Genomic DNA, 20,436 nt, shown 5'->3' on the forward strand with positions numbered 1-20,436 from the left:
AACCTCGAAATGGGATCTGCAAACGCGAAGGGCGCCCGGAACGGGGCGCCGCTTCGCAATGGCGCGGCTTATGGCGGAGGGGGCGCCGCAAGTCAATGACGGCGCCGGCCCATGACGGCACCGCCCGCAGCTGCGACGCCTTGGGCGATTTCGGGGCCGATTCGGCCGGCGGCGGTGGCTATCGGACCGCAATGGTGCGGTCGCCCGAGTCCCGATTTGGGTCTTTGCGAAGCCTGTGCCGCCGAAACCTGCGGCCACGGGCCGGCCCTTAACGGAGCGTTAACCTTTCCGTTCTACGAAGAGACACATCCAGATTGTCTGGATCCTGATTGGGATCTCTTTCCAGTCTGATTGATGCCTCCCTGTAAGACTCACGAAAGCCGCTCCTCCTGGGGCGGCTTCTTTTTTGCCTTTCGCCGCACGCCGGGTGCCTGGCGCCGGGTCTCGTGCCGGCCGGCACCGTTAACGTTAAAAAGACGTGAACCTCCTTTCGGCTCGCGTTCGGCGCTACACTTGCCCCACTGGCCGCATTCGCACCGGCATCGTCCCGATCCGGGGCAGATGGTTCGCTGGCGGTACAGGAGGCAGGATGACCGAGTTCGACGTCACGTTCCGGGACGATCGCGAGTGGGTGAGCTTCGGCGAGTCCTACGTGACCTCGGAAGGCTTCAAGACCCTGTTCCGCGAGGGCATGCTGCTGGTCGAGGAGACGGCGGCCTATCTCGATGGGGAGGGGCGCTCCGAATCGCGTCTGATCTCCCGCGATGCCACGCTCGCCTATGCCAGCGAGAGCATGCGCCTCACGACCCGGCTGATGCAGATCGCCTCGTGGTTGCTGGTTCAGCGCGCAGTGTCCGAGGGTGAGATCTCGTTGGTTCAGGCGCAGGAGGAAAAGACCCGCGTCAAGCTCGCCGAACCGGAGCGCGCCCTGCCCGATTCCGGCGATGCCTTCACCGCCCTGCCGCTGCGGCTTCAGGATCTTGTGCGCCGCTCGCGCCGGCTGCACACGCGCATCCTCCACCTCGACGCGCTCATCAGCGAGGATCGTCCCGCTCCGGTGCCGCGGGAAAGCCCGGTGACGGCCCAGTTCGGCCGTCTGCGCGCCGCGTTCGGCGGAGAGTGATTCCGACCGTCCTTGCCCCGATCCGACCCGAATTCCGGGGTGGATCCGGAGCGCGCGGCATGCTCGGCGTGCCCGGGGCAGGGGTTGCGGGCTGATGCCCCGGCCCGGATCGTCCTTGAGCATCGTCCTGGATATCGGATCCAGGACGATGCTCTAGCCTATTGTCTTTGCATCATCTTTTTCCGAAAGCCGGCGGCCACCTTTCGGGATGATGCTCTAGGCGGATCGTCTCGGCCGAACCGTATTGCCGTTCTGCTCGCGACGGGGGCGCGGTCCGAGGGCCGCGCCTCGCCGCCCGGTTGCGCGGATGGGGTCCGGCCTACTGTCCGACCCGCAGACACCGCCCGTGCGGGCTTCATTGTCAGATCGTCCGCACAAACGAAAACGGCGCCGCGAGCGGCGCCGTCTGGTCGATTCGGGCTCGCGCCCAAACCCTGAAAGAGTCACTTCTTGCCGAAGCCGAGGCCGCCGAAGCGCGAGTTGAAGCGCGAGACGCGCCCGCCGCGATCGAGCATCTTCTGCTCGCCGCCGGTCCAGGCCGGGTGCGTGGACGGGTCGATGTCCAGGTTGAGGACGTCGCCTTCCTTGCCGTAGGTCGAGCGGGTCTTGTAGTCGGAGCCATCGGTCATCACGACCTTGATGAAGTGGTAGTCGGGGTGCTCAGTCCCCTTGGCCTTGCCGGCCTCGTTCTTTGCCATGACGAATTCCTGAGGTAGCACGCCGACCGGCCCCGCCACTCAGGGGAGGAGCCAGGGGCAAAACATCGCGCGCATTCCGATGAAGGCGCGCCTATACCTCAGCCTCGGACGAGGAACAAGAGAGCGCGGGCGCATCGCCGGTTTTCCGCGAACCGATGACAGGGATATCAGCCGCGACGGGCTTAGGGCTCCGGCGCGAACTGGAAATCGGGGCGGTCGCTGCGTATGCGATGGTTCCAAGCAAAGACGACACGACAGAAACGGCACGGAACGGGACGAAACGATGTCGAGGAATGATGGCCCGCAAGCGTGATGCGTCGTCCGGCGCAGAAATCGATCCGCAGGCGGCGCTCCGGGGGCGGGCGCCGCTCGGGGCGCTCAGACCGCTGATTCCCTTCGCGAGCCGTTACCGGGGCCGCATCCTCGCGGCGCTGATCTCGCTGATCGCCGCGTCGGGCGCGACGCTGGTCGTGCCGATCGCGATTCGTCGCGTGATCGACCACGGCTTCTCGCCGGAGGGGCAGGCGCTCATCAACTCCTACTTCCTGGCGCTGCTGGTGGTGGTGGCGGTGCTCGCGGTGTCGAGCGCGGGCCGCTACTACTCGGTGGTGACGCTGGGCGAGCGTGTGGTCGCGGATCTGCGCTCGGCCGTGTTCGCGCGGCTGACGAGCCTCGATCCGACCTTCTTCGACAAGTCGCAATCCGGCGAGATCGTCTCGCGGCTCACCGCGGACGCCACGCAGGTCAAGGCGGTGTTCGGGGTCTCGATCTCGATCCTGCTGCGCAACCTGTTCCTGTTCGTCGGCGCCGTGGCGATGATGGTCTGGACGAGCCCCGGCCTGTCGATCCTGGTGCTCGCCGCGATTCCACTCATCGTGTTCCCGCTGATCCTGTCGGGCCGCGGCGTGCGCCGCCGCTCGCGCGCGGCGCAGGACCGGCTCGCCGACGCCTCGGCCTATGCGGCGGAAGCGGTCGGGGCTGTCCGCACCATGCAGGCCTTCGGCATGGGCCGCGCCACCGCCGAGCGCTTCGCCGAGGCGTCCGAGAACGCCTACCGGGCGGCGCGCGTCTCGATCACCGCGCGCGCTCTGCTCACCGGCGTGGCGATCTTCCTGATCTCGGCCTCGGTCGTCGGCGTGATGTGGTACGGCGCCAAGGGCGTGCTCGCGGGCACCACGAGCGCCGGCCAGCTCTCGCAATTCGTGCTCTACGCCGTGTTCGGCGCGAGCGCACTCGGCCAGCTCTCCGAGGTCTACGGCGAACTCGCCCAAGCCGCAGGCGCCGCCGAGCGGCTCGGCGAGATCCTGGCCGCCGAGCCGGCGATCAAGTCTCCCGAGCACCCCGTCGCCCTGCCGAGCCCGGCCCGCGGCGCGGTCGCGTTCGAGGCGGTGCGCTTCCGCTACCCGACCCGGCCCGAACACGCGGCGCTGGACGGCATCTCCTTTACCGCGGCGCCCGGCGAGCGGATCGCCCTCGTCGGCCCCTCGGGGGCTGGCAAGACCACGGTGCTGCAATTGCTGCTGCGCTTCTACGATCCGGATGAGGGGCGCGTGACGATCGACGGCGTGCCGTTGCCGCAGGCCGATCTCGACGCCCTGCGCGCCCGCCTCTCCCTGGTGCCGCAGGATCCGGTGGTGTTCTCCGGCACGGTTCTGGAAAACATCCGCTACGGCCGCCCCGGCGCCCGCGAGGCGGAGGTCGAGGAGGCGGCGCGCCTCGCCAACGCCGACGGCTTCATCCGCGCCCTGCCGCAGGGCTACGCGACGCTGCTCGGCGAGCGCGGCACCACCCTCTCGGGCGGGCAGCGCCAGCGCATCGCCATCGCCCGCGCCATCCTGAAGGACGCGCCGGTCCTGCTCCTCGACGAGGCGACCTCGGCGCTCGATGCCGAGAGCGAGCGCGCGGTGCAGAACGCCCTCGACCGGCTGATGCAGGGCCGCACCACGCTGGTGATCGCCCACCGGCTCGCGACCATCCGCGCGGCCGACCGCATCCTCGTCTTCGATGGCGGCAAGATCGTCGAGGAGGGAACGCATGAGAGCCTGCTCGCGCGCGGCGCCCTCTACGCGCAACTCGCGAGCCTGCAATTCGCCGACCGCTTCGACGACAGTGCCCGGGCGCGCGACCCGCGCCCGAAACACGCGGCGGAATAGAGCATCATCCCAAAAGGCGTCCGCCGGCTTTCGGACAAAGATGATGCGCTAACGCAGACGAAGGCGATCGATGGATCTCACCCGCTTCCCCCGTGTCGCACTCACCGACGGGCCGACGCCGATCCGCTCCCTCGACCGTCTCTCGACCCATCTCGGGCCCGAGCTGAACGGCGTCCGCCTGTTCGTGAAGCGCGACGACATCGGCCCCGTGGGCTTGGGCGGCAACAAGCTGCGCAAGCTCGAATTCCTGCTCGGTCAGGCGCTGGCGGAGCGGGCGGATACCGTGATCACCGTCGGCGCGCTGCAATCGAACCACGCCCGGCTCACCGCCGCCTCCGCCGCGCGGATGGGGCTGGCCTGCGAGCTGTTCCTCACCCGCAGCGTTCCGCGGGAGGACGCCGATTATACCGCCAACGGCAACCGACTGTTGCAGGACCTGTTCGGTGCCCGTGTCCATCTGCTGCCGGGCGAGGCGGATTCGCTGGCGCAGGCCGAGGCGCGGGCGGAGCAATTGAGGGCCGAGGGGCGGCGCGTCTACGTCTTCCCCTCCGGCGGGTCGAGCCCGCTCGGCTGTCTCGGCTACGCCGCTTGCGCCGCCGAGATCCTGGAGCAGGCGGCCAATCTCGGCCTCGCCTTCGCCCGCATCGTCGTGCCGAACGGCAGTTCGGGTACCCATGCCGGGCTCGCCGCCGGCCTCATCGCCGCCGGCCGCGACCCTCATCTCGCCCAATCCTACACGGTGCTCGCCCCCGAGCCCGAGGCGACGGCCGCAACGCTAGCCAGGGCCCGCGACACCCTCGCGCTGATCGATGGTAGCCGGACGCTCTCCGATGATGCCATCCGCGTGGACGGCGCCCATCGAGGGCCGGGCTACGGCATCCCGACCGAGGGCATGCGCGAAGCGGTGCGGCTGATGGCTCGGACCGAAGGATTGCTGCTCGACCCCGTCTACAGCGGCAAGGCGTTCGCCGGGCTGCTCCACGACGTCCGCGCCGGCCTGTACGAGCGCGGCGCGGCGGTGCTGTTCGTGATGACCGGCGGCGTGCCGGGGCTGTTCGCGTATCGGGGCGAGTTTTTGCACGGCCTCCCAAATGGCGACCACCGGCTTTCGGAAAAGACAAAGTAAACCAAGCGTCTAGCGACGCTCTTTCAATGGCACGGCCGTGACGAAGTGAGCCGTGTCATCGGGCAGGAGGCGCCAAACCGTCCGCACGGAGGGCGAGCGGCCATCGGGGGCTTGAAGCGGACCCTCGTAGATGAGCTTGACGTCGCCGAGGGGCGTCACCCCCTCCTTTGCCAAGTGCTCAGGCTTGGCGTGGGCGAGGAGCGCTTGCGCCAGGATCTCCGGAGCATCGCCGGTGAAGCCGAACAACGCCAAGAAGCGCGCCTTCGATCCGCCGTCGGGATGCGCCGGATTCAGGAGATAGCCGCCAATCTTCTCTGAACTGATGGCGAAGGCCGGCGGCGATCGCGTTGGCCTGCTCAAGGCTTCGGGGCCAAGTCGCTTGGCAGCACCGTTGCCAGCCCTGCGATGGGCGCGGTGAATTCCACCTCGTAGGCCGCGCCGTCGCGCCACACGCCGACGATCGTTCCCTCGCAGCCGGCCGCGACCGTGTCGCCGTCATCGGTCGTTATGTCCGCCGTCAGCATCACACGGTCGAGATCCTTGAAAGCGGATCGCGATGTCCGTCGGCGCAGGATGTAAAGTGCTTCGACCGTCATGATCGAAGATTAGGCCGAATAGCGATTTCCGCAAGCTGCCGTGCCGCGCGGCTTACCGCTCGGTCAGCTTCATCTCGATCCGGCGATTTCGCGAATAGGCCTCCTCGCTCGTTCCCGAATCGAGCGGCTGGAACTCGCCGAAGGCGCCGGCCAGGAGCCGCTGCGGCGGAAGACCCTTGCTGCGCAGGTACTGCACCACGGCGATGGCACGCGACGCCGACAGCGCCCAGTTCGACGGGAACTGCGCCGACTGGATCGGCCGCGCATCGGTGTGGCCATCGACGCGCAGCACCCAGGGGATGTCGGCGGGGATTTCCCGCGCGATGTCGAGGATCGCCCCCGCGATCCGATCGAGTTCCGGCCCGGCTTCGGGCTTCAGCGCGGCAGAGCCGGCTGCGAACAGCACCTCGGATTGCAGCACGAAGCGGTCGCCGACGATGCGGACATCCGTGCGGCTGCCGATGACTTGGCGCAGGCGCCCGAAGAAGTCGGAGCGGTAGCGGGCCAGTTCCTGCACCCGCTGGGCCAGCGCCACATTGAGGCGGCTACCGAGTTCGGCGATGCGGGCCTGGCTCTCCCGGTCGCGGGATTCGGAGGCCGCCAGCGCGTCCTCCAGCGCCGCGAGTTGGCGCCGCAGGGCGCGGATCTGCTCGTTGAGCAACTCGACCTGATTCTGGGCCCGTTGCGTTGCGCCGCGCTCGGCCGCGAGCTGGGCATCGACGTCGGCGCTCTTGCCCTGGGCCGCTTCGCTGGCATCGGTCAGTGCCCGGAGCCGGTCGCGTTCGGCTTCCGTGGCGGTCAGGGTGTTGCGCAGGCCGGAGGCCGCCTCTTCCTGGGCGCGGCGGCTGGAGCGCTCCAGCGCCAGCAGGTCGGTGAGGTCTGCGATCTGGCGGTTGAGGCGGACCAGCACCGCGTCGCGGCCCGTCAGCTCCTGCGAGAGGAAGAACTGCCCCACCACGAACACGGTGAGCAGGAACACGACGGCGAGCAGGAGTGTCGCCAGCGCATCGACATAGCCCGGCCAGACATTCAGGCTGCGCTGCGAGCGCGCGCGGATCGACGCCATGCTCTCAGTTGACCTTCTCGCGCGCCAGCCGTTCGAGCACCTGCTTCAATTCACGCTCCCGGGCGGCCTGGGCCTCGACCCAGTCGCGGATCATCTGCTGCTCGGCGCGCATGTGCTGCACGAGGCCCTGGATGCCCTCCGCAAGGTTGGTCATCGCCTGGGTCGCACCCCGGCCCCCGGCGCCCTCGGCGATGACGCCGCTCAGCCGATCGACCGCCGCCTGCAACTCGCGGGCGATGGCGGGATCGTGCTCGGGCGCCGGGCGCGCCGCGACGGCGGTGGTGGCGACCGCCTGCTCCTCGCCGGAGACGAGCCAGTCCTCCAACTCGTTGTGGAAGCGGGAGTGGGCCTGCCCCGCCTGAAGGTCGAGGAAGCCGACGATCAACGAGGAGGCGAGGCCGAACAGCGAGGCGGAGAAGGCGAGGCCGATGCCGGACAGCGGCACGGCGAGCCCGCTCTTGAGTTCGTCGAACATCACCGCCGCATCGCCACCGCCGCGCATGCCGCCGATCACAGAGCCCACCGCCGAGAGCGTCTCGATCAGGCCCCAGAAGGTGCCGAGCAGGCCGAGCAGGATCAGGATGCCGGCGATGTAGCGAAGGATCTCACGGCCCTCGTCGAGCCGCACCGCCGTGGTGTCGAGATGCGCGCGGGTGGATGAGAGCGTCATCCCCTCGCGGCGCGCCGCGAGGGCGGGCAGCAGAGGGGCGAGCAGGGCCGGCCGGTCCTTCGGGTTCTGCCCGGCGGCGACCGCGTTGACGTAGCGCACCTCGCGAAACAGCCGCGTCACCTGCCCGAAGGCGAGCAGCACCGCGATCAGCAGCACGCCGAGGATCAGCCCGTTGAGGCCCGGATTGGCGAGGAAGGCCGGGGTGATCTGCTTGTAGAGGACGAAGGCGAGGAAGCCCGCGAGCGCCAGGAACACCAGCATCCGCACCAGCGTCATGCCGGGCTTGGCGAGGGGAGGTGTGTCGAGGGACGCGGAACGGGCCGCCATCGGGTCCATACTCGTGTTGGGCCTGACGCCGGGACCGGCGGCACCGCTGTGTCGAAACCGGCGGCACTCTGGCGGCTCGGCCTGCCGCGATCAAGTCACGGTGCGCTATCGTTCAACGAGCCTTGAGGCGCAGAGGTGGACTCAATCCCACTCGCGCGGCCAGGTCTCCTCGAGATGCGGCCCGAGGCGTACGGCCCAGACGCGCTTGGCCAGCCCCGTCGCGTCGTCGGTCTCGACCGCGATGCCGCACAGGGTGCCCTCGCCGGTGGCCGCTTCGAGGCGCGAGCCCGGCGTCTTTTGAAGGAAGCGGCGCACCGGCTCTTCCTTCTGCATCCCGAGCACGGAATCGTAGTCGCCGCACATCCCGGCATCCGACAGGTAGGCGGTGCCGTGGGGCAGGATGCGGTGATCGGCGGTCGGCGCATGGGTGTGGGTGCCGACGACGAGGCTGGCGCGGCCGTCGAGGAAATGCCCCATGGCCTGCTTCTCGCTGGTGGCCTCGGCGTGCATGTCGACGATCACCGCATCCGCCGCCGCGCCGAGCGGGCAGGCGTCGAGTTCGCGGTCGGCCGCGGCGAAGGGATCGTCGAGCGGGTCGAGATAGATCCGACCCATCACGTTGACGACGAGGACGCGAGCGCCCCGGGGCGTCTCGATCACCGTGGCGCCGCGGCCCGGCGTGCCCGGCGGGTAGTTCGCCGGGCGGATCAGCCGTGGCTGGCGGGCGATGAAGACGAGCGCCTCACGCTGGTCGAAGGAGTGGTTGCCGAGCGTCACCGCGTCGGCGCCGGCTTGGAGGATCTCGTCGCAGATCGATTCGGTGATGCCGAAGCCGCCGGCCGCGTTCTCGCCGTTGATGACCACGCAATCGAGGCGCCAGCGTTCACGCAGGGCCGGCAGGCGTTCGGTGACGGCGTAGCGGCCGGGACGTCCGACGATGTCGCCGAGGAAGAGGATGCGCATCGCGTCGAATCAGTTTTGCCGGAGCGGCACGAGACCGGCCTCGGTCACGAGATGGTCGAGCGGGCGGTCGTGCGGCTCGGCCGGCACCTGCGCGATCTCCTGGACGGAGAAGGCGATGCCGACCGTCAGCACCGGTCCGTTCTTCGAGAGCCGCTCGATCGCCTGATCGTAGTAGCCGGCGCCGTAGCCGATGCGCTGGCCCGCCCGGTCGAAGGCGGCGAGCGGCACGATCAGGGCGGTGGGGTCGAGCGGGGGAAGGTCGTCGCGCGGCTCGCTGAGGCCGAAGCCGCCCTTCACCAGTTCCTCGCCCGCGCGCCATTCACGGAAGACGAGGCCCTGCTTGGTCACCTTCGGCAATGCGACACGCTGGCCGCGGGCGAAAAAGCGCTCGATCAGCGGGCGCGGGTCGATCTCGGAGCGGATCGGCCAGAAGGCGCCGACAAGCGGCGCTTCGGCCAGTTCGGGGATGGCCGCGATGATGTCCGCGGCGCGCAGCGCGCCGGCGAGGCGGGCCTCGGGCGAGAGCGCGTCGCGGCGGGCCAGCGCCTCGGCGCGGAGGCTCGCCTTCAGCGAGCGTTCGGAGGATGAGTGCGGAGCCACTTGAGCCGTTGGAGTGTCGATCCCGGGAAACCTACAGTGTAGGTGGGCGCCGTGTTGGCCAAGTCCACGGACGAGGCCAGTGACAGCTCCCTGGGGAGTCGATAAGGCCCCGGGGAAAGTTCTCCTGACGAACTCTGCAGCCCCGCCCGCCAGAGATAGACGCGCCGGGGCTCGGACGCCAGGGGGCGATCGTGTCACGCCTCAGAAATTCGAAGCCGGCTGTGCGTGCTCCCGCCCCGCTCAGCCGCCGCGGCCGGCCTCGCCCTTGCCGGCGGAAGCGCCGCCCGGCTGCCCCGACAGCGCCCGCGCCAGCCGGTCGATCCGCTCGGCGGCGATGCCGACACCGCTCGCGAGCCGGGCCTGATCGGCCGCGCCCTGGGTCGCGTGCTGCTCCAGGTCGGCGATGCGGCGGCGGGCTTCGAGCAGTTCGTCGGCCAGGGTCAGCGAGGCCATGACGTGCAGGCGCATGTCGCCGATCTCGCCGAACGTGCCGCGCATTTCGCTGACACGGTCGTCGAAGCTCTTGGCCAGGGCCGCGAGGTGATCCTCCTCGCCGGGGCCGCAGGCCATCCGGTAGCTCTTGCCCGCGATGGTGACGTTGACGTGCGGCATCCGCGTGTGAACCTGACTCGAACTCAGCGCCCGGACGGGCCGGACAGCACGTCTTCCACCGTTTCGATGGCGCGATCGAGGCGGCGGTTCACCTCGCCGGTGGTGGAATTCATCCGGGCGAGCCGCGCGCCCGCCGCGTCGAGTTCGGCGGCGAGTCGCACCCGGTCCTCCTCCAGCAGGGCGAACTCCGTCTCCCGGTCGCCGCGGCTACGCTCGGATTCGAGCTTGCGGGCCACCGCCGTCTCGAGCAGCGCCAGCGCGGCGTCGAGCCGGTGCAGGGCCTCTTCCAGCCCGCCACCGTCCTGCCCCCTTCCTTGTGCTGCCTTCGTCTCCGCTCGCGCCATATCTCGCGCCATCTCCACCCGTCGGTTGCCGCGTCATCGGAGTCTGCCACGAAGCGCGCCCCGCGCCACGGCGGCCAGAACGCAAACGGCCGGCGGCGGAAGGACTTTCGCGGTACTCCGAACCCCCGCTGCGAACAGGTTTCAGCCAAGCGCATTCGAAATTCCAGACAATTCACAGGCTTGCCCCCGATCTTTGACAGCCTCGGGCGCCATGTTAGAGAGCCGGCGCCCGGCCCCGATCCCCCGGCGCGGGGCCGCCCTACGGATTCCTGAAACCGTGACTCTTCCCGGCTCCCCGCTCAGACCGTCCGCCGACCGGACGGCTGCGGGCCGTCTCACGGTTCATCCCCCGTTCAGTGCCGCCCCGCTTGGAGCGGTCTCACCTTCATCGGGTGCCGCGCGCGAACGCCGCCGGCCGGCCCGACCGGTTCCCCATCGGCGCGCGGGTGCGCCCCATTTCGAAGGAGTCACGCCGTGACCGTCAAGGTTGCCATCAACGGGTTCGGGCGCATCGGCCGTAACGTGCTGCGCGCCATCGTCGAGGCCGGCCGCACCGACATCGAGGTCGTCGCGATCAACGATCTCGGCCCGGTCGAGACCAACGCCCACCTGCTGCGCTACGATTCCGTGCATGGCCGCTTCCCGGCCGAGGTCGCGGTCGAGGGCGACGACATCGTCATCAACGGCAAGCGCATCCGCGTCACCGCCGTGCGCAACCCGGCCGAGCTGCCCCACCGCGACCTCGGGGTCGACATCGCGCTGGAATGCACCGGCATCTTCACCTCGAAGGACAAGGCCAAGGCCCATCTCGACGCCGGCGCCAAGCGCATCCTCGTCTCGGCGCCCGCCGACGGGGCCGACCTCACGGTCGTCTACGGCGTGAACCACGACCGGCTCACCGCCGAGCACCTCGTGGTCTCGAACGCCTCCTGCACCACGAACTGCCTCGCGCCGGTCGCCAAGATCCTCGACGAGACCGTGGGCATCGAGCGCGGCTTCATGACCACGATCCACTCCTACACCAACGACCAGCCCTCGCTGGATCAGATGCACAAGGATCTCTACCGGGCCCGCGCCGCGGCGCTCTCGATGATCCCGACCTCGACGGGCGCGGCCAAGGCCGTCGGCCTCGTCCTGCCGGAGCTGAAGGGCAAGCTCGACGGCACCGCGATCCGCGTGCCGACCCCGAACGTCTCGGCGGTCGATCTCGTGTTCACGGCCAAGCGCGAGACTTCGGTCCAGGAGATCAACGACGCGATCAAGGCCGCCGCCGCCGGCCCGCTCAAGGGTGTGCTCGGCGTCACCGACCGGCCGAACGTGTCGATCGACTTCAACCACGATCCGCACTCGTCCACCTTCCACCTCGACCAGACCAAGGTCATGGACGGCACCTTCGTGCGCATCCTGTCCTGGTACGACAACGAGTGGGGCTTCTCGAACCGCATGGCCGACACCGCCGTGGCCATGGCCAAGCTGATCTGACGCTCTAGCTACGCCTGACGAAGGGCGGCCGGACTCTGAGCCGGCCGCCCCCAATTGTTGATCGAGTTCCCTGAGGCGAGCCCGGCTCGCCGAAGCTGCAAGGTGCGTACGCGATGACCGAGACCTCGCCGGCCAAGCCTTCCGGGACCGACTTCATTCCCGCCCCCTCGTCCTCCTCCGCGCCGCCCGCCACCGTGACGCCCGCGGCCCCGCCGCCGAGCGTCGGCAAGGCCGAGTTGCCGGCCTCCGGCGCCGTCAACCACGCCGACCAGCTCGCCCGCATCGAGGACAAGACGGCGCGCATCGAGGACAAGTATGCCCGCTCCGAGGCGCTGCTCTCGCGCGTCGAGGAGAAGGTCGAGTCGGCCTCGACCCGGATGAACGACGCTGCCCGGCAGGTCGATCTCTCGTCCCTGCGCAGCGAAGTCCGCACCCTGTCCGACCGGGTCGGCCGCCTGCCCGGCACCGGCGCCCTCGTGTTGACCGCGATCATCACCGCCGTGCTCACCGTCGCGCTGATGGTCGCCGTGCAGCGGCTGAACCTCGACCGGATGCTGCCGCACAGCCTCGGCGGCCAGAGCCAGACGACGCCCGCCACTCCGTCGTCCAATCCCCCTGCCTCCAACCCGTAAGAAGCAGACGCCGCCATGACGGATTTCCGCACCCTCGACGATGCCGGCCCGCTCAAGGGTAAGCGCGTGCTGCTGCGCGTCGATCTCAACGTGCCGATGGAGGGCGGACGCGTCACCGACGCAACCCGGATCGAGCGTGTCGTGCCGACGATCCGCGAGATCGCCGATGGCGGCGGGCGAGTGATCCTGCTGGCGCATTTCGGCCGCCCCAAGGGCAAGCCGGACCCGAAGGATTCGTTGAAGCCGATCCTCTCGACGCTCTCGGAGAAGCTCGGGCGGCCGGTGGCGTTCGGTGAGGATTGCGTCGGTGAGGCCGCCGCCTCGGCCGTCGCCGCGCTCAAGGACGGCGACGTGCTGCTCCTCGAAAACACCCGCTACCACGCGGGCGAGGAGAAGAACGATCCCGACTTCGCTAAGGCACTTGCAGCCAACGGCGACATCTACGTCAACGAGGCGTTCTCCGCCGCCCACCGCGCGCATGCCTCGACCGAAGGGCTCGCCCGCCTGCTGCCGGCCTATGCCGGGCGCCTGATGCAGGCCGAACTCGATGCGCTCACCAAGGGCCTCGAATCTCCGGCCCGCCCGGTCATCGCCATCGTCGGCGGCGCCAAGGTCTCGACCAAGATCGACCTGCTCGAAAACCTCGTCGCCAAGGTCGACATGCTGGTGATCGGCGGCGGCATGGCCAACACCTTCCTGCACGCGCAGGGCAAGGATGTCGGCAAGTCGCTGTGCGAGAAGGATCTCGCCGAGACCGCCAATCGGATCCTCGCCGCGGCCAAGGAGAAGAACTGCACCATCATCCTGCCGGTCGATGCGCTGGTGGCCCGCGAGTTCAAGGCCAATGCCGAGAACGAGACCGTGCCGGTCGATGCGGTGCCCTCCGACGCGATGATCCTCGATGTCGGCGCCTCCTCGATCGCCACGATCGACGGCGCCATCGAGGAGGCGCGGACGCTGGTCTGGAACGGTCCGCTCGGCGCCTTCGAGCTGACGCCGTTCGACACCGGCACGGTCGCGGTCGCCCAGCACGCCGCCCGGCGCACCAAGGCTGGCCAGCTCGTCAGCGTGGCGGGCGGCGGCGACACGGTGGCGGCCCTCAACCATGCGGGCGTGGGCGAGGCGTTCTCCTACGTCTCCACGGCCGGTGGCGCCTTCCTCGAATGGCTGGAGGGCAAGGAGCTGCCCGGCGTCGAGGCGTTGCGCGCGCAGGGCTGAGGCTGGATCGGCCGCCCCGCAACGCGGGCGGCGACGCCGACAAACGAGCGCATTTTTCAGCGCCGGGCCGCAGGCTCGCGGCACCGGCGCACCTATATAGGCCGCAGCAAGGGACAGGCCCGGCTGAGGCCGCATCGCACGAGGATCGAACCATGGCACGCATCACCCTCCGGCAGCTCCTCGATCACGCCGCCGAGTACGGCTACGGCGTGCCTGCGTTCAACCTGAACAACATGGAGCAGGGGCTCGCGATCATGGCGGCGGCGGATGCCACCAATTCGCCGGTGATCCTCCAGGCGAGCCGGGGTGCCCGCGCCTATGCCAACGACGTGGTGCTGGCCAAGCTCATCGACGGCCTCGTCGAGATCTACCCGCACATCCCCGTCTGCATGCATCTCGACCACGGCAACAACGAAGCCACCTGCGCCACCGCGATCCAGTACGGCTTCACCTCGGTGATGATGGACGGCTCGCTGAAGGCCGATGGCAAGACCCCGGCGGACTACAACTACAACGTCGAGATCACCCACAACGTCACCAAGATGGCCCACTGGGCCGGCGTCTCGGTCGAGGGCGAACTCGGTGTGCTCGGCTCGCTGGAGAGCGGCCAGGGCGAGGCCGAGGACGGCCACGGCGCCGAGGGCGTGCTCTCGCACGACCAGCTCCTGACCGATCCGGACGAGGCGGTGAAGTTCGTGGCCGCCACCAAGGTCGATGCGCTGGCGGTGGCGATGGGCACCAGCCACGGCGCCTACAAGTTCACGAGGCAGCCGGACGGTGACGTGCTTGCGATGGGCGTGATCGAGGAGATCCACCGCCGCCTGCCGACGACCCACCTCGTCATGCACGGCTCCTCCTCGGTGCCGCAGGACCTTCAGGACATCATCAACCAGTACGGCGGCGAGATGAAGCCGACCTGGGGTGTGCCGGTTGAGGAGATCCAGCGCGGCATCAAGCACGGCGTGCGCAAGATCAACATCGACACCGACAACCGCATGGCGATGACCGGCCAGATCCGGAAGGTGCTGACCGAGAACCCCTCCGAGTTCGATCCGCGCAAGTACCTCAAGCCCGCCATGGAGGCGATGACCAAGCTCTGCCGCCAGCGGTTCGAGGAGTTCAACACCGCCGGTCAGGGCTCGAAGATCCGCCCGATCTCGGTGGCCGAGATGGCGAAGCGCTACGCCAACGGCTCGCTCGACCCGAAGATCGACGCCTGATCCGCCATGGCAGCCTCAGAGTCGGCCGCGGTCCGGCCCCGCCTCGCCCTCCTCACCCCCTACGGTCTCGGCGCGCCCGAGGCCGAGGCGACCGCCCGGGCGCTCGATGCCGCCTGCGCCGCAGGTGACGTGGCGGCGGTGATCCTGCGGCTGGCGCCGTCCGACGAGCGCAGCCTCGTCGCCCTCGTCAAGCGGCTGACGCCGGCGGCGCAGGAGCGCGGTGCCGCGGTGCTCGTCTCCGTGCCGGGCTATGCCGGCGACGTCGTCTCCGTCGCAGCCCGCGGCGGAGCCGACGGGGTGCATCTCGACCGCGCCGACGAAGAGGCTCTGCGCGATCTGCGCGGGCGTCTGCGTGATGGCCGCATCCTCGGGACGGGCGGCGTGCTCGGCTCGCGGGACGCGGCGATGGTCGCGGGCGAGACCGGTGTCGATTACCTGATGGTCGGCGGCCTCTTCCCCGACGGCGTCGCCCCCGATGCCGAGGACGTGCGCGAGCGCGCGGCGTGGTGGGCCGAGATCTTCGAGACACCCTGCATCGCGGTGGCGACCTCCACCGAGGATGTCGCGGCGCTCGTGCTGACGGGTTCCGAGTTCGTCGGGCTGGAAAGCGCCCTGTGGCTCGATGACCCCGAGGGAGTTCGGGCCGCACAGGCGCAGCTCGACAGGGCACGATGATTTTTTTTGATGGAAGGTCCGTGGCGGTGCCCTCCAAAGCTCACCCCCATTGGAGAGGGCAGGGAAGGGCGCGTCGGCGCACGGGGAAGGCCGCACTCCGAACTGGCCTCCTGTCCCTCACGGCCCTGGGCGCCTGCGCCGTCCTCGCGCTCGACGTCGGCGCTCTTCACGCCGCCCCGAAGCAGCCGGCCACGAAGGAGCCAGCCGCGCAGACACCGGCCAAGCCGAACCTGTTCGACCTCAAGCGCGAGCTGCCCTCACCCTACTCGACCAATGTTCAGGGGGCGCAACCCACGACGGCGAACCCGAATGCGGATGCCGCCTACGGAGCCTATCAGCGCGGTCGCTACGTCACCGCCTTCCGCGAGGCGACCAAGCGGATCGAAGCGAACCCGAAGGACGCCGCGGCGATGACGCTGCTCGGCGAGCTTTACAACCAAGGCCTCGGGGTTAAGCCGGATCCCAAACGTGCCCACGAATGGTACCGGCTGGCGGCCGTGCAGAGCGACCCCAACGCCATGGCCTCCCTCGGTCTGATGGCGATGGACGGGCGCGGGCAGCCCAAGGACGAGAAGGCCGGCCGGGTCTGGCTCGAACAGGCGGCCCGCAAGGGACAGCCCAGCGCCTGCTACAATCTCGCGCTGATCCAGCTCGCGAGCGACAAACCGGCGGATCTGGCTGCGGCCCTGGCCAATTTCCGGGCCGCAGCCGAGGCCGAGATTCCGGCTGCTCAATACGCGCTCGGCGTGCTCTACCTCCAGGGTAAGGGTGTCGCGAAGGACACGACCCAGGCCGCGCAGTGGTTCCGCCGCGCCGCCGACAACGGCGATCTCGGCGCCGAGGTCGAGTTCGCGATCCGGTTGTTCAACGGCGACGGCGTTCCCAAGGACGAGACCCGCGCCGCCCGCTACTTCCTGCACGCGGCCCAGCGCGGCAACGCCATCGCCCAGAACCGGATTGCCAAGCTCTACGCCGCCGGCCGCGGCGTGCCGAAGAACCTGATCGAGGCGGCGGCCTGGAACCTCACCGCAGCCTCGCAGGGCCGCGCCGATGCGGGCCTCGATGGGGCGACCGCCGGCCTCAACCCGGACGAGCGCAAGCGCGCCGAGGCGCTGGCGGCGGACCGGGTGAACCTCTCGCCTTAGAGCATCATCCCGAAAGCTCGTTGCCGGCTTTCGGAAGAAGATGATGCTAAAACGAAAGGCTAGCGCATCATCCCGAAAGCTGGTTGCCGGCCTTCGGGAGAGGACGATGCTTTAGCCACCTGCGTTTCCCGAACGGCCGGCGTGTTTGAAACGAAGAAGCGGGGCAGGGGGGCTGGCGCATCCGGCGACGCTTGCGCGAGGATGTGACTGTCACGCAACCGTAGGCTTTCGTACAACCGCGTGACAGGAGCCCGAATGACGTCCAGCCTTCTTCGCCGCAAGCCCTTGCAACTGGAGCCCGGTGAGGAGCGTCGGCTGGCACGAACGCTCGGCTGGCCGCATCTCATGGCCCTCGGCGTCGGCGCGATCGTCGGGACCGGTATCCTCACGCTGATCGGCGTCGGGGCGGCCAAGGCCGGGCCTGCGGTGATCTTGTCCTTCGCCATCGCCGGCGCGATCTGCGCCTGTGCGGCGCTCGCCTATGCCGAGATGGCGACGATGATCCCGGTCTCGGGCAGCGCCTACACCTACAGCTACGTCGTGCTCGGCGAGATCCTCGCCTGGATCATCGGCTGGAGCCTGATCCTCGAATACTCGCTCGTCGTCAGCGCGGTGGCGGTCGGCTGGTCCGGCTACGCCGCGCCGCTGCTGGAAAGCCTGGTCGGTTTTCCCAAGGCGCTGATGCAGGGGCCGGATGCGGGCGGGATCGTCAACCTTCCGGCCGTCGCGATCATCGTCGTCGTCGCCGTGCTGCTCCTGCGCGGCACGCGCGAGAGCGCCACGGTCAACGCCGTGCTGGTGCTGGTGAAGATCGCCGCCTTGATCGTCTTCGTGGCCTTTGCGCTGCCGGCTTTCGAGGCTGCCCATCTCGAACCGTTCAACCCATTCGGCTTCGTGAAGAGCGTGGGCCCCGACGGGGTCGAGCGCGGCATCATGGCGGCGGCGGCGATCATCTTCTTCGCCTTCTACGGCTTCGACGCCATCGCCACCGCGGCGGAGGAAACGCGCAACCCCGGCCGTGACCTGATCATCGGCATCGTCGGATCGATGGCGGCTTGCGTCCTGATCTACGTCGCGGTCGCGGTCGCCGCGGTGGGGGCCGTGTCCTACACGCGCTTTGCCGACAGCCCGGAGCCGCTGGCGCTGATCCTGCGCGAACTCGGCCGGCCGCTGGTGGCGCAGTATCTCGCGGCTTCCGCCGTGATCGCCCTGCCCACCGTCATCCTCGCCTTCTTCTACGGCCAGAGCCGGATCTTCTTCACCATGGCCCGCGACGGGATGCTGCCGCAGAGCTTGGCGAAACTCTCCTCGACCGGAACGCCGGTTCGGATCACCCTCTTCACCGCGGCCGTCGTGACCGTACTCGCAGGGCTCGTTCCGCTGGGGGAACTCGCCGCACTCGCCAATGCCGGCACGCTCGCGGCGTTCATGGCCGTCGCGGCCTGCATGCTGGTGATGCGCGTCCGCGCGCCGGAAGCCCCCCGCACCTTCCGCGCCCCGGCCCCGTGGTTGATCGGGGCAATCACGATTCTGGGCTGCGGCTATCTGTTCTTCAGCCTGCCCGCGACGACCCAGCTCTGGTTCGCCGTCTGGAACGTCCTCGGATTGGTGTTCTACGCCCTCTACGGCCGCAGGAACGCGGCGGTCGCGGCGGGATAGCCGGAGCGGGTCAGGCGCGACCGGAGAGGTCGCGCAGAACCGCCGGGATCATCTCCGGAAGATCCTCGGAGATCAGTCCAGGCCCGAAGCGCAGGCCGGCATCGCCGTGCAGCCACACGGCGGCGCAGGCGGCCTCGAACGGCTCCATCCCCTGCGCCAGCAACCCGGCGACGAGACCGCCGAGCACGTCGCCGGAGCCGGCGGTGCCGAGATGCGGCGTGCCGTGGTCGTTGATCGCCGCGCGTCCGTCCGGGGCCGCGATCACCGTGTCGGCCCCCTTCAGCACCACGACCGCCCCGGCAATCTCCGCCGCCCGCGCGGCCCGCTCGACCTTCGTCAGCCCCTCCGCCACGGCCTCCGTACCGGAGAACAGCCGCACGAACTCGCCCTCGTGCGGCGTGAGCACCGCTTGCGCCTCGCCGTCACGGATGTAGCGGGCGAGCGTGCGCACCTCGCTGCGGAAACTCGTGAGTGCGTCGGCGTCGAGCACCAGGGCGCGCCCGGCACCCGCCGCCACCGCGACGAGGTCGCAGGTCGCTGGGCCGGTGCCGAGGCCGGGCCCGAGCAGCAGCGCATTCAGCCGCTCATCGGCGAGCATGTCGTCGAGGTCGTCGGAACTCTCGCAGGGGCGTAGCATGATTGCGGTGAGATGGGCGGCGTTCTCCGCCAGCGCCGAGGCGGGCGAGGCCATGGTGACGAGCCCCGCACCGACCCGCAGCGCCCCGCGGGCGGCCAGCCGCGCCGCGCCGGTGCGGGTGGCAGGGCCCGACAGCACCAGAGCGTGGCCGCGGGTGTATTTGTGGCTGCCGGCAGTGAGCCGCGGCAGCGCCCACAGGCCGGGGGCGTTGCGAGACAGCGCGCGGGTCTCTCCGGCGATCCCGGCGGCGAAGGCGGCCTCAGTCGTGCCGATCTCGGCGACGTGGAGCGCGCCGCAATGGGTCCGGCCGGGCTGGAGCAGGTGGCCGGGCTTCAGGGCGACGAAGGTCACCGTCTCGGTCGCCTCCACCGCGAGCCCGCGCACCGCGCCGCTGTCGCCGTCGATGCCGCTCGGCACGTCCACGGCGAGCACGGGGATGCCCGACCGATTCACCGCTTCCACCAGGGCGCGGGCCGCCCCTTCCAGATCGCGGCAGAGGCCGGCGCCGAACACGGCGTCGATGATGAGATCGGCCGCCGGAATCGCGGCCTCGACGGCACCCGCCGGGCCGGTCCAGGCCTCGGCGGCAAGCGCCGCATCGCCCTTGAGCGCGCCGCGTTCGCCGAGCAGGCGCAGATCGATTCGGTAGCCGGCCTCGTCCAGCAGGCGGGCGGCCACGAACCCGTCGCCGCCATTGTTGCCGGGGCCGCACAGCACGAGCACACGCCCGCCCTCCGGCGCGAGGGCGCGGGCGCGCTCAGTGACCGCGGCGCCCGCCGCCTCCATCAGTGTGATACCCGGCGTGCCGGCGGCGATGGCCGCAGCATCGACCCGGCGTATCGCCTCAACGGTGAGCAGCCGATGCGAGGCTTGGAGGGATTTCACCGGCTCATGCATGCAACTGGCTCAGCCTATGCCTGTAAATTCATCGTTTTAAGCAGAATTGCCTACATATTCCGCTTTGTTTGCATATTTCGTGCGCAACTTCCCGGTCCCGTCATCCAAATCGCCGTGGCGGTCGCGCGGCGGCGATGGTACATAATTGGCTGACTGAGGGACGAGACGGATCGGGCTTTTCCGGATGAAGAAGATCGAGGCGATCATCAAGCCGTTCAAGCTCGACGAGGTGAAGGAAGCCCTCCAGGAGGTCGGCCTTCAGGGCATCACCGTGATCGAGGCGAAGGGCTTCGGCCGGCAGAAGGGCCATACCGAACTCTACCGCGGCGCCGAGTATGTCGTGGATTTCCTGCCCAAGGTGAAGCTGGAGATCGTGCTCTCGGACGCCCTCGTGGAAGGCGCCGTAGAGGCGATCCGCAAATCGGCTCAGACCGGCCGCATCGGCGACGGCAAGATCTTCGTCTCGACCATCGAGGAAGCCATCCGCATCCGCACCGGCGAGACCGGCACCGACGCGATCTGATCCGGGCGACCCCGCTGTCCTGGCCCGCTTCGTGAAGGGCCGGCCGCGTCCGCGCTTCACATGAAGCGCC

The 20,436-nt window shown here is 69.4% G+C and carries 21 protein-coding genes and 1 other RNA gene; 11 read left to right on the forward strand and 11 right to left on the reverse strand.

Annotated features, from left to right (window positions below; all coding sequences use genetic code 11):
* Positions 1-589: 589 nt before the first annotated feature.
* Complete coding sequence (gene rcdA / locus MKK50_RS10345; protein WP_253372457.1) at positions 590-1,123, forward strand: protease adaptor protein RcdA; 534 nt, start codon at positions 590-592, stop codon at positions 1,121-1,123.
* Between the two features lie 443 nt (positions 1,124-1,566).
* On the opposite strand, the gene rpmE is transcribed toward rcdA, so the two are convergent.
* The gene (gene rpmE, locus MKK50_RS10350) at positions 1,567-1,821 is read right to left on the reverse strand and encodes a 50S ribosomal protein L31 (RefSeq protein WP_003602933.1); all 255 of its coding nucleotides are present in this window, start codon (positions 1,819-1,821) and stop codon (positions 1,567-1,569) included.
* Positions 1,822-2,117: 296 nt separating this feature from the next.
* On the opposite strand from rpmE, the gene MKK50_RS10355 reads away from it, so the two are divergent.
* Positions 2,118-3,974 (forward strand): ABC transporter transmembrane domain-containing protein, encoded by a 1,857-nt coding sequence (locus tag MKK50_RS10355; RefSeq protein WP_499022046.1) that lies wholly within the window; start codon positions 2,118-2,120, stop codon positions 3,972-3,974.
* Between the two features lie 70 nt (positions 3,975-4,044).
* Positions 4,045-5,100 (forward strand): D-cysteine desulfhydrase family protein, encoded by a 1,056-nt coding sequence (locus tag MKK50_RS10360; protein ID WP_499022048.1) that lies wholly within the window; start codon positions 4,045-4,047, stop codon positions 5,098-5,100.
* 9 nt (positions 5,101-5,109) lie between these two features.
* Here MKK50_RS10360 and MKK50_RS10365 read toward each other — a convergent pair whose 3' ends face one another.
* The 9 genes from MKK50_RS10365 to MKK50_RS10405 all read right to left on the reverse strand — a co-directional run bounded on the left by MKK50_RS10365 (position 5,110) and on the right by MKK50_RS10405 (position 10,278).
* Positions 5,110-5,550, reverse strand: coding sequence for a DUF6883 domain-containing protein (locus tag MKK50_RS10365; protein ID WP_499022049.1), 441 nt, complete (start codon positions 5,548-5,550; stop codon positions 5,110-5,112).
* Entirely contained in the window at positions 5,457-5,696 is a 240-nt protein-coding gene (locus MKK50_RS10370) for a DUF4926 domain-containing protein (RefSeq protein ID WP_499022051.1), read from the reverse strand. The genes MKK50_RS10365 and MKK50_RS10370 overlap by 94 nt, the downstream gene beginning before the upstream one ends.
* Positions 5,697-5,748: 52 nt before the next feature.
* Complete coding sequence (locus MKK50_RS10375) at positions 5,749-6,762, reverse strand: peptidoglycan -binding protein (protein ID WP_499022052.1); 1,014 nt, start codon at positions 6,760-6,762, stop codon at positions 5,749-5,751.
* Positions 6,763-6,766: 4 nt separating this feature from the next.
* The gene (locus MKK50_RS10380; RefSeq protein ID WP_499022053.1) at positions 6,767-7,759 is read right to left on the reverse strand and encodes a MotA/TolQ/ExbB proton channel family protein; all 993 of its coding nucleotides are present in this window, start codon (positions 7,757-7,759) and stop codon (positions 6,767-6,769) included.
* 141 nt (positions 7,760-7,900) lie between these two features.
* Positions 7,901-8,722 (reverse strand): TIGR00282 family metallophosphoesterase, encoded by an 822-nt coding sequence (locus MKK50_RS10385; protein ID WP_499022054.1) that lies wholly within the window; start codon positions 8,720-8,722, stop codon positions 7,901-7,903.
* Between the two features lie 9 nt (positions 8,723-8,731).
* Positions 8,732-9,322: a 5-formyltetrahydrofolate cyclo-ligase gene (locus MKK50_RS10390; protein WP_253372447.1), complete on the reverse strand. Its 591-nt coding sequence runs from the start codon at positions 9,320-9,322 to the stop codon at positions 8,732-8,734.
* Positions 9,312-9,468: non-coding RNA, 6S RNA (gene ssrS / locus MKK50_RS10395), on the reverse strand. Before ssrS ends, MKK50_RS10390 begins: the two co-directional genes overlap by 11 nt.
* 94 nt (positions 9,469-9,562) lie before the next feature.
* The gene (locus tag MKK50_RS10400; RefSeq protein ID WP_253372445.1) at positions 9,563-9,934 is read right to left on the reverse strand and encodes a cell division protein ZapA; all 372 of its coding nucleotides are present in this window, start codon (positions 9,932-9,934) and stop codon (positions 9,563-9,565) included.
* Between the two features lie 23 nt (positions 9,935-9,957).
* Complete coding sequence (locus MKK50_RS10405; protein ID WP_499022055.1) at positions 9,958-10,278, reverse strand: DUF4164 domain-containing protein; 321 nt, start codon at positions 10,276-10,278, stop codon at positions 9,958-9,960.
* A gap of 474 nt (positions 10,279-10,752) precedes the next feature.
* Here MKK50_RS10405 and gap point away from each other — a divergent pair, with 474 nt between their 5' ends.
* From gap to MKK50_RS10440, 7 genes are all read left to right on the forward strand, one after another.
* Positions 10,753-11,760 carry a type I glyceraldehyde-3-phosphate dehydrogenase gene (gap, locus tag MKK50_RS10410; protein WP_499022057.1) on the forward strand — a complete coding sequence of 336 codons (1,008 nt, stop codon included), beginning with the start codon at positions 10,753-10,755 and terminating at the stop codon, positions 11,758-11,760.
* Between the two features lie 113 nt (positions 11,761-11,873).
* Positions 11,874-12,392, forward strand: a complete 519-nt coding sequence (locus tag MKK50_RS10415; protein WP_499022059.1) for a hypothetical protein — start codon at positions 11,874-11,876, stop codon at positions 12,390-12,392.
* Positions 12,393-12,407: 15 nt separating this feature from the next.
* Positions 12,408-13,610 carry a phosphoglycerate kinase gene (locus MKK50_RS10420; RefSeq protein ID WP_499022061.1) on the forward strand — a complete coding sequence of 401 codons (1,203 nt, stop codon included), beginning with the start codon at positions 12,408-12,410 and terminating at the stop codon, positions 13,608-13,610.
* Positions 13,611-13,762: 152 nt separating this feature from the next.
* Entirely contained in the window at positions 13,763-14,830 is a 1,068-nt protein-coding gene (fba, locus tag MKK50_RS10425; protein ID WP_253372436.1) for a class II fructose-bisphosphate aldolase, read from the forward strand.
* 6 nt (positions 14,831-14,836) lie between these two features.
* Positions 14,837-15,505 carry a thiamine phosphate synthase gene (locus tag MKK50_RS10430; protein ID WP_499022063.1) on the forward strand — a complete coding sequence of 223 codons (669 nt, stop codon included), beginning with the start codon at positions 14,837-14,839 and terminating at the stop codon, positions 15,503-15,505.
* Positions 15,502-16,650 carry a tetratricopeptide repeat protein gene (locus tag MKK50_RS10435; protein WP_499022065.1) on the forward strand — a complete coding sequence of 383 codons (1,149 nt, stop codon included), beginning with the start codon at positions 15,502-15,504 and terminating at the stop codon, positions 16,648-16,650. The genes MKK50_RS10430 and MKK50_RS10435 overlap by 4 nt, the downstream gene beginning before the upstream one ends.
* Positions 16,651-16,905: 255 nt before the next feature.
* Entirely contained in the window at positions 16,906-18,309 is a 1,404-nt protein-coding gene (locus MKK50_RS10440) for an amino acid permease (protein WP_499022067.1), read from the forward strand.
* A 10-nt stretch (positions 18,310-18,319) separates the two neighbouring features.
* Here the strand turns inward: MKK50_RS10440 and MKK50_RS10445 are convergent, their stop codons facing one another.
* Positions 18,320-19,843 carry an NAD(P)H-hydrate dehydratase gene (locus MKK50_RS10445; RefSeq protein ID WP_499022068.1) on the reverse strand — a complete coding sequence of 508 codons (1,524 nt, stop codon included), beginning with the start codon at positions 19,841-19,843 and terminating at the stop codon, positions 18,320-18,322.
* Between the two features lie 184 nt (positions 19,844-20,027).
* On the opposite strand from MKK50_RS10445, the gene MKK50_RS10450 reads away from it, so the two are divergent.
* Positions 20,028-20,366, forward strand: a complete 339-nt coding sequence (locus MKK50_RS10450) for a P-II family nitrogen regulator (protein ID WP_003600526.1) — start codon at positions 20,028-20,030, stop codon at positions 20,364-20,366.
* Positions 20,367-20,436 lie beyond the last annotated feature (70 nt).

It is taken from the genome of Methylobacterium sp. J-043, assembly GCF_022829505.1.
GTDB classification, from domain to species: Bacteria; Pseudomonadota; Alphaproteobacteria; order Rhizobiales; family Beijerinckiaceae; genus Methylobacterium; species Methylobacterium extorquens_A.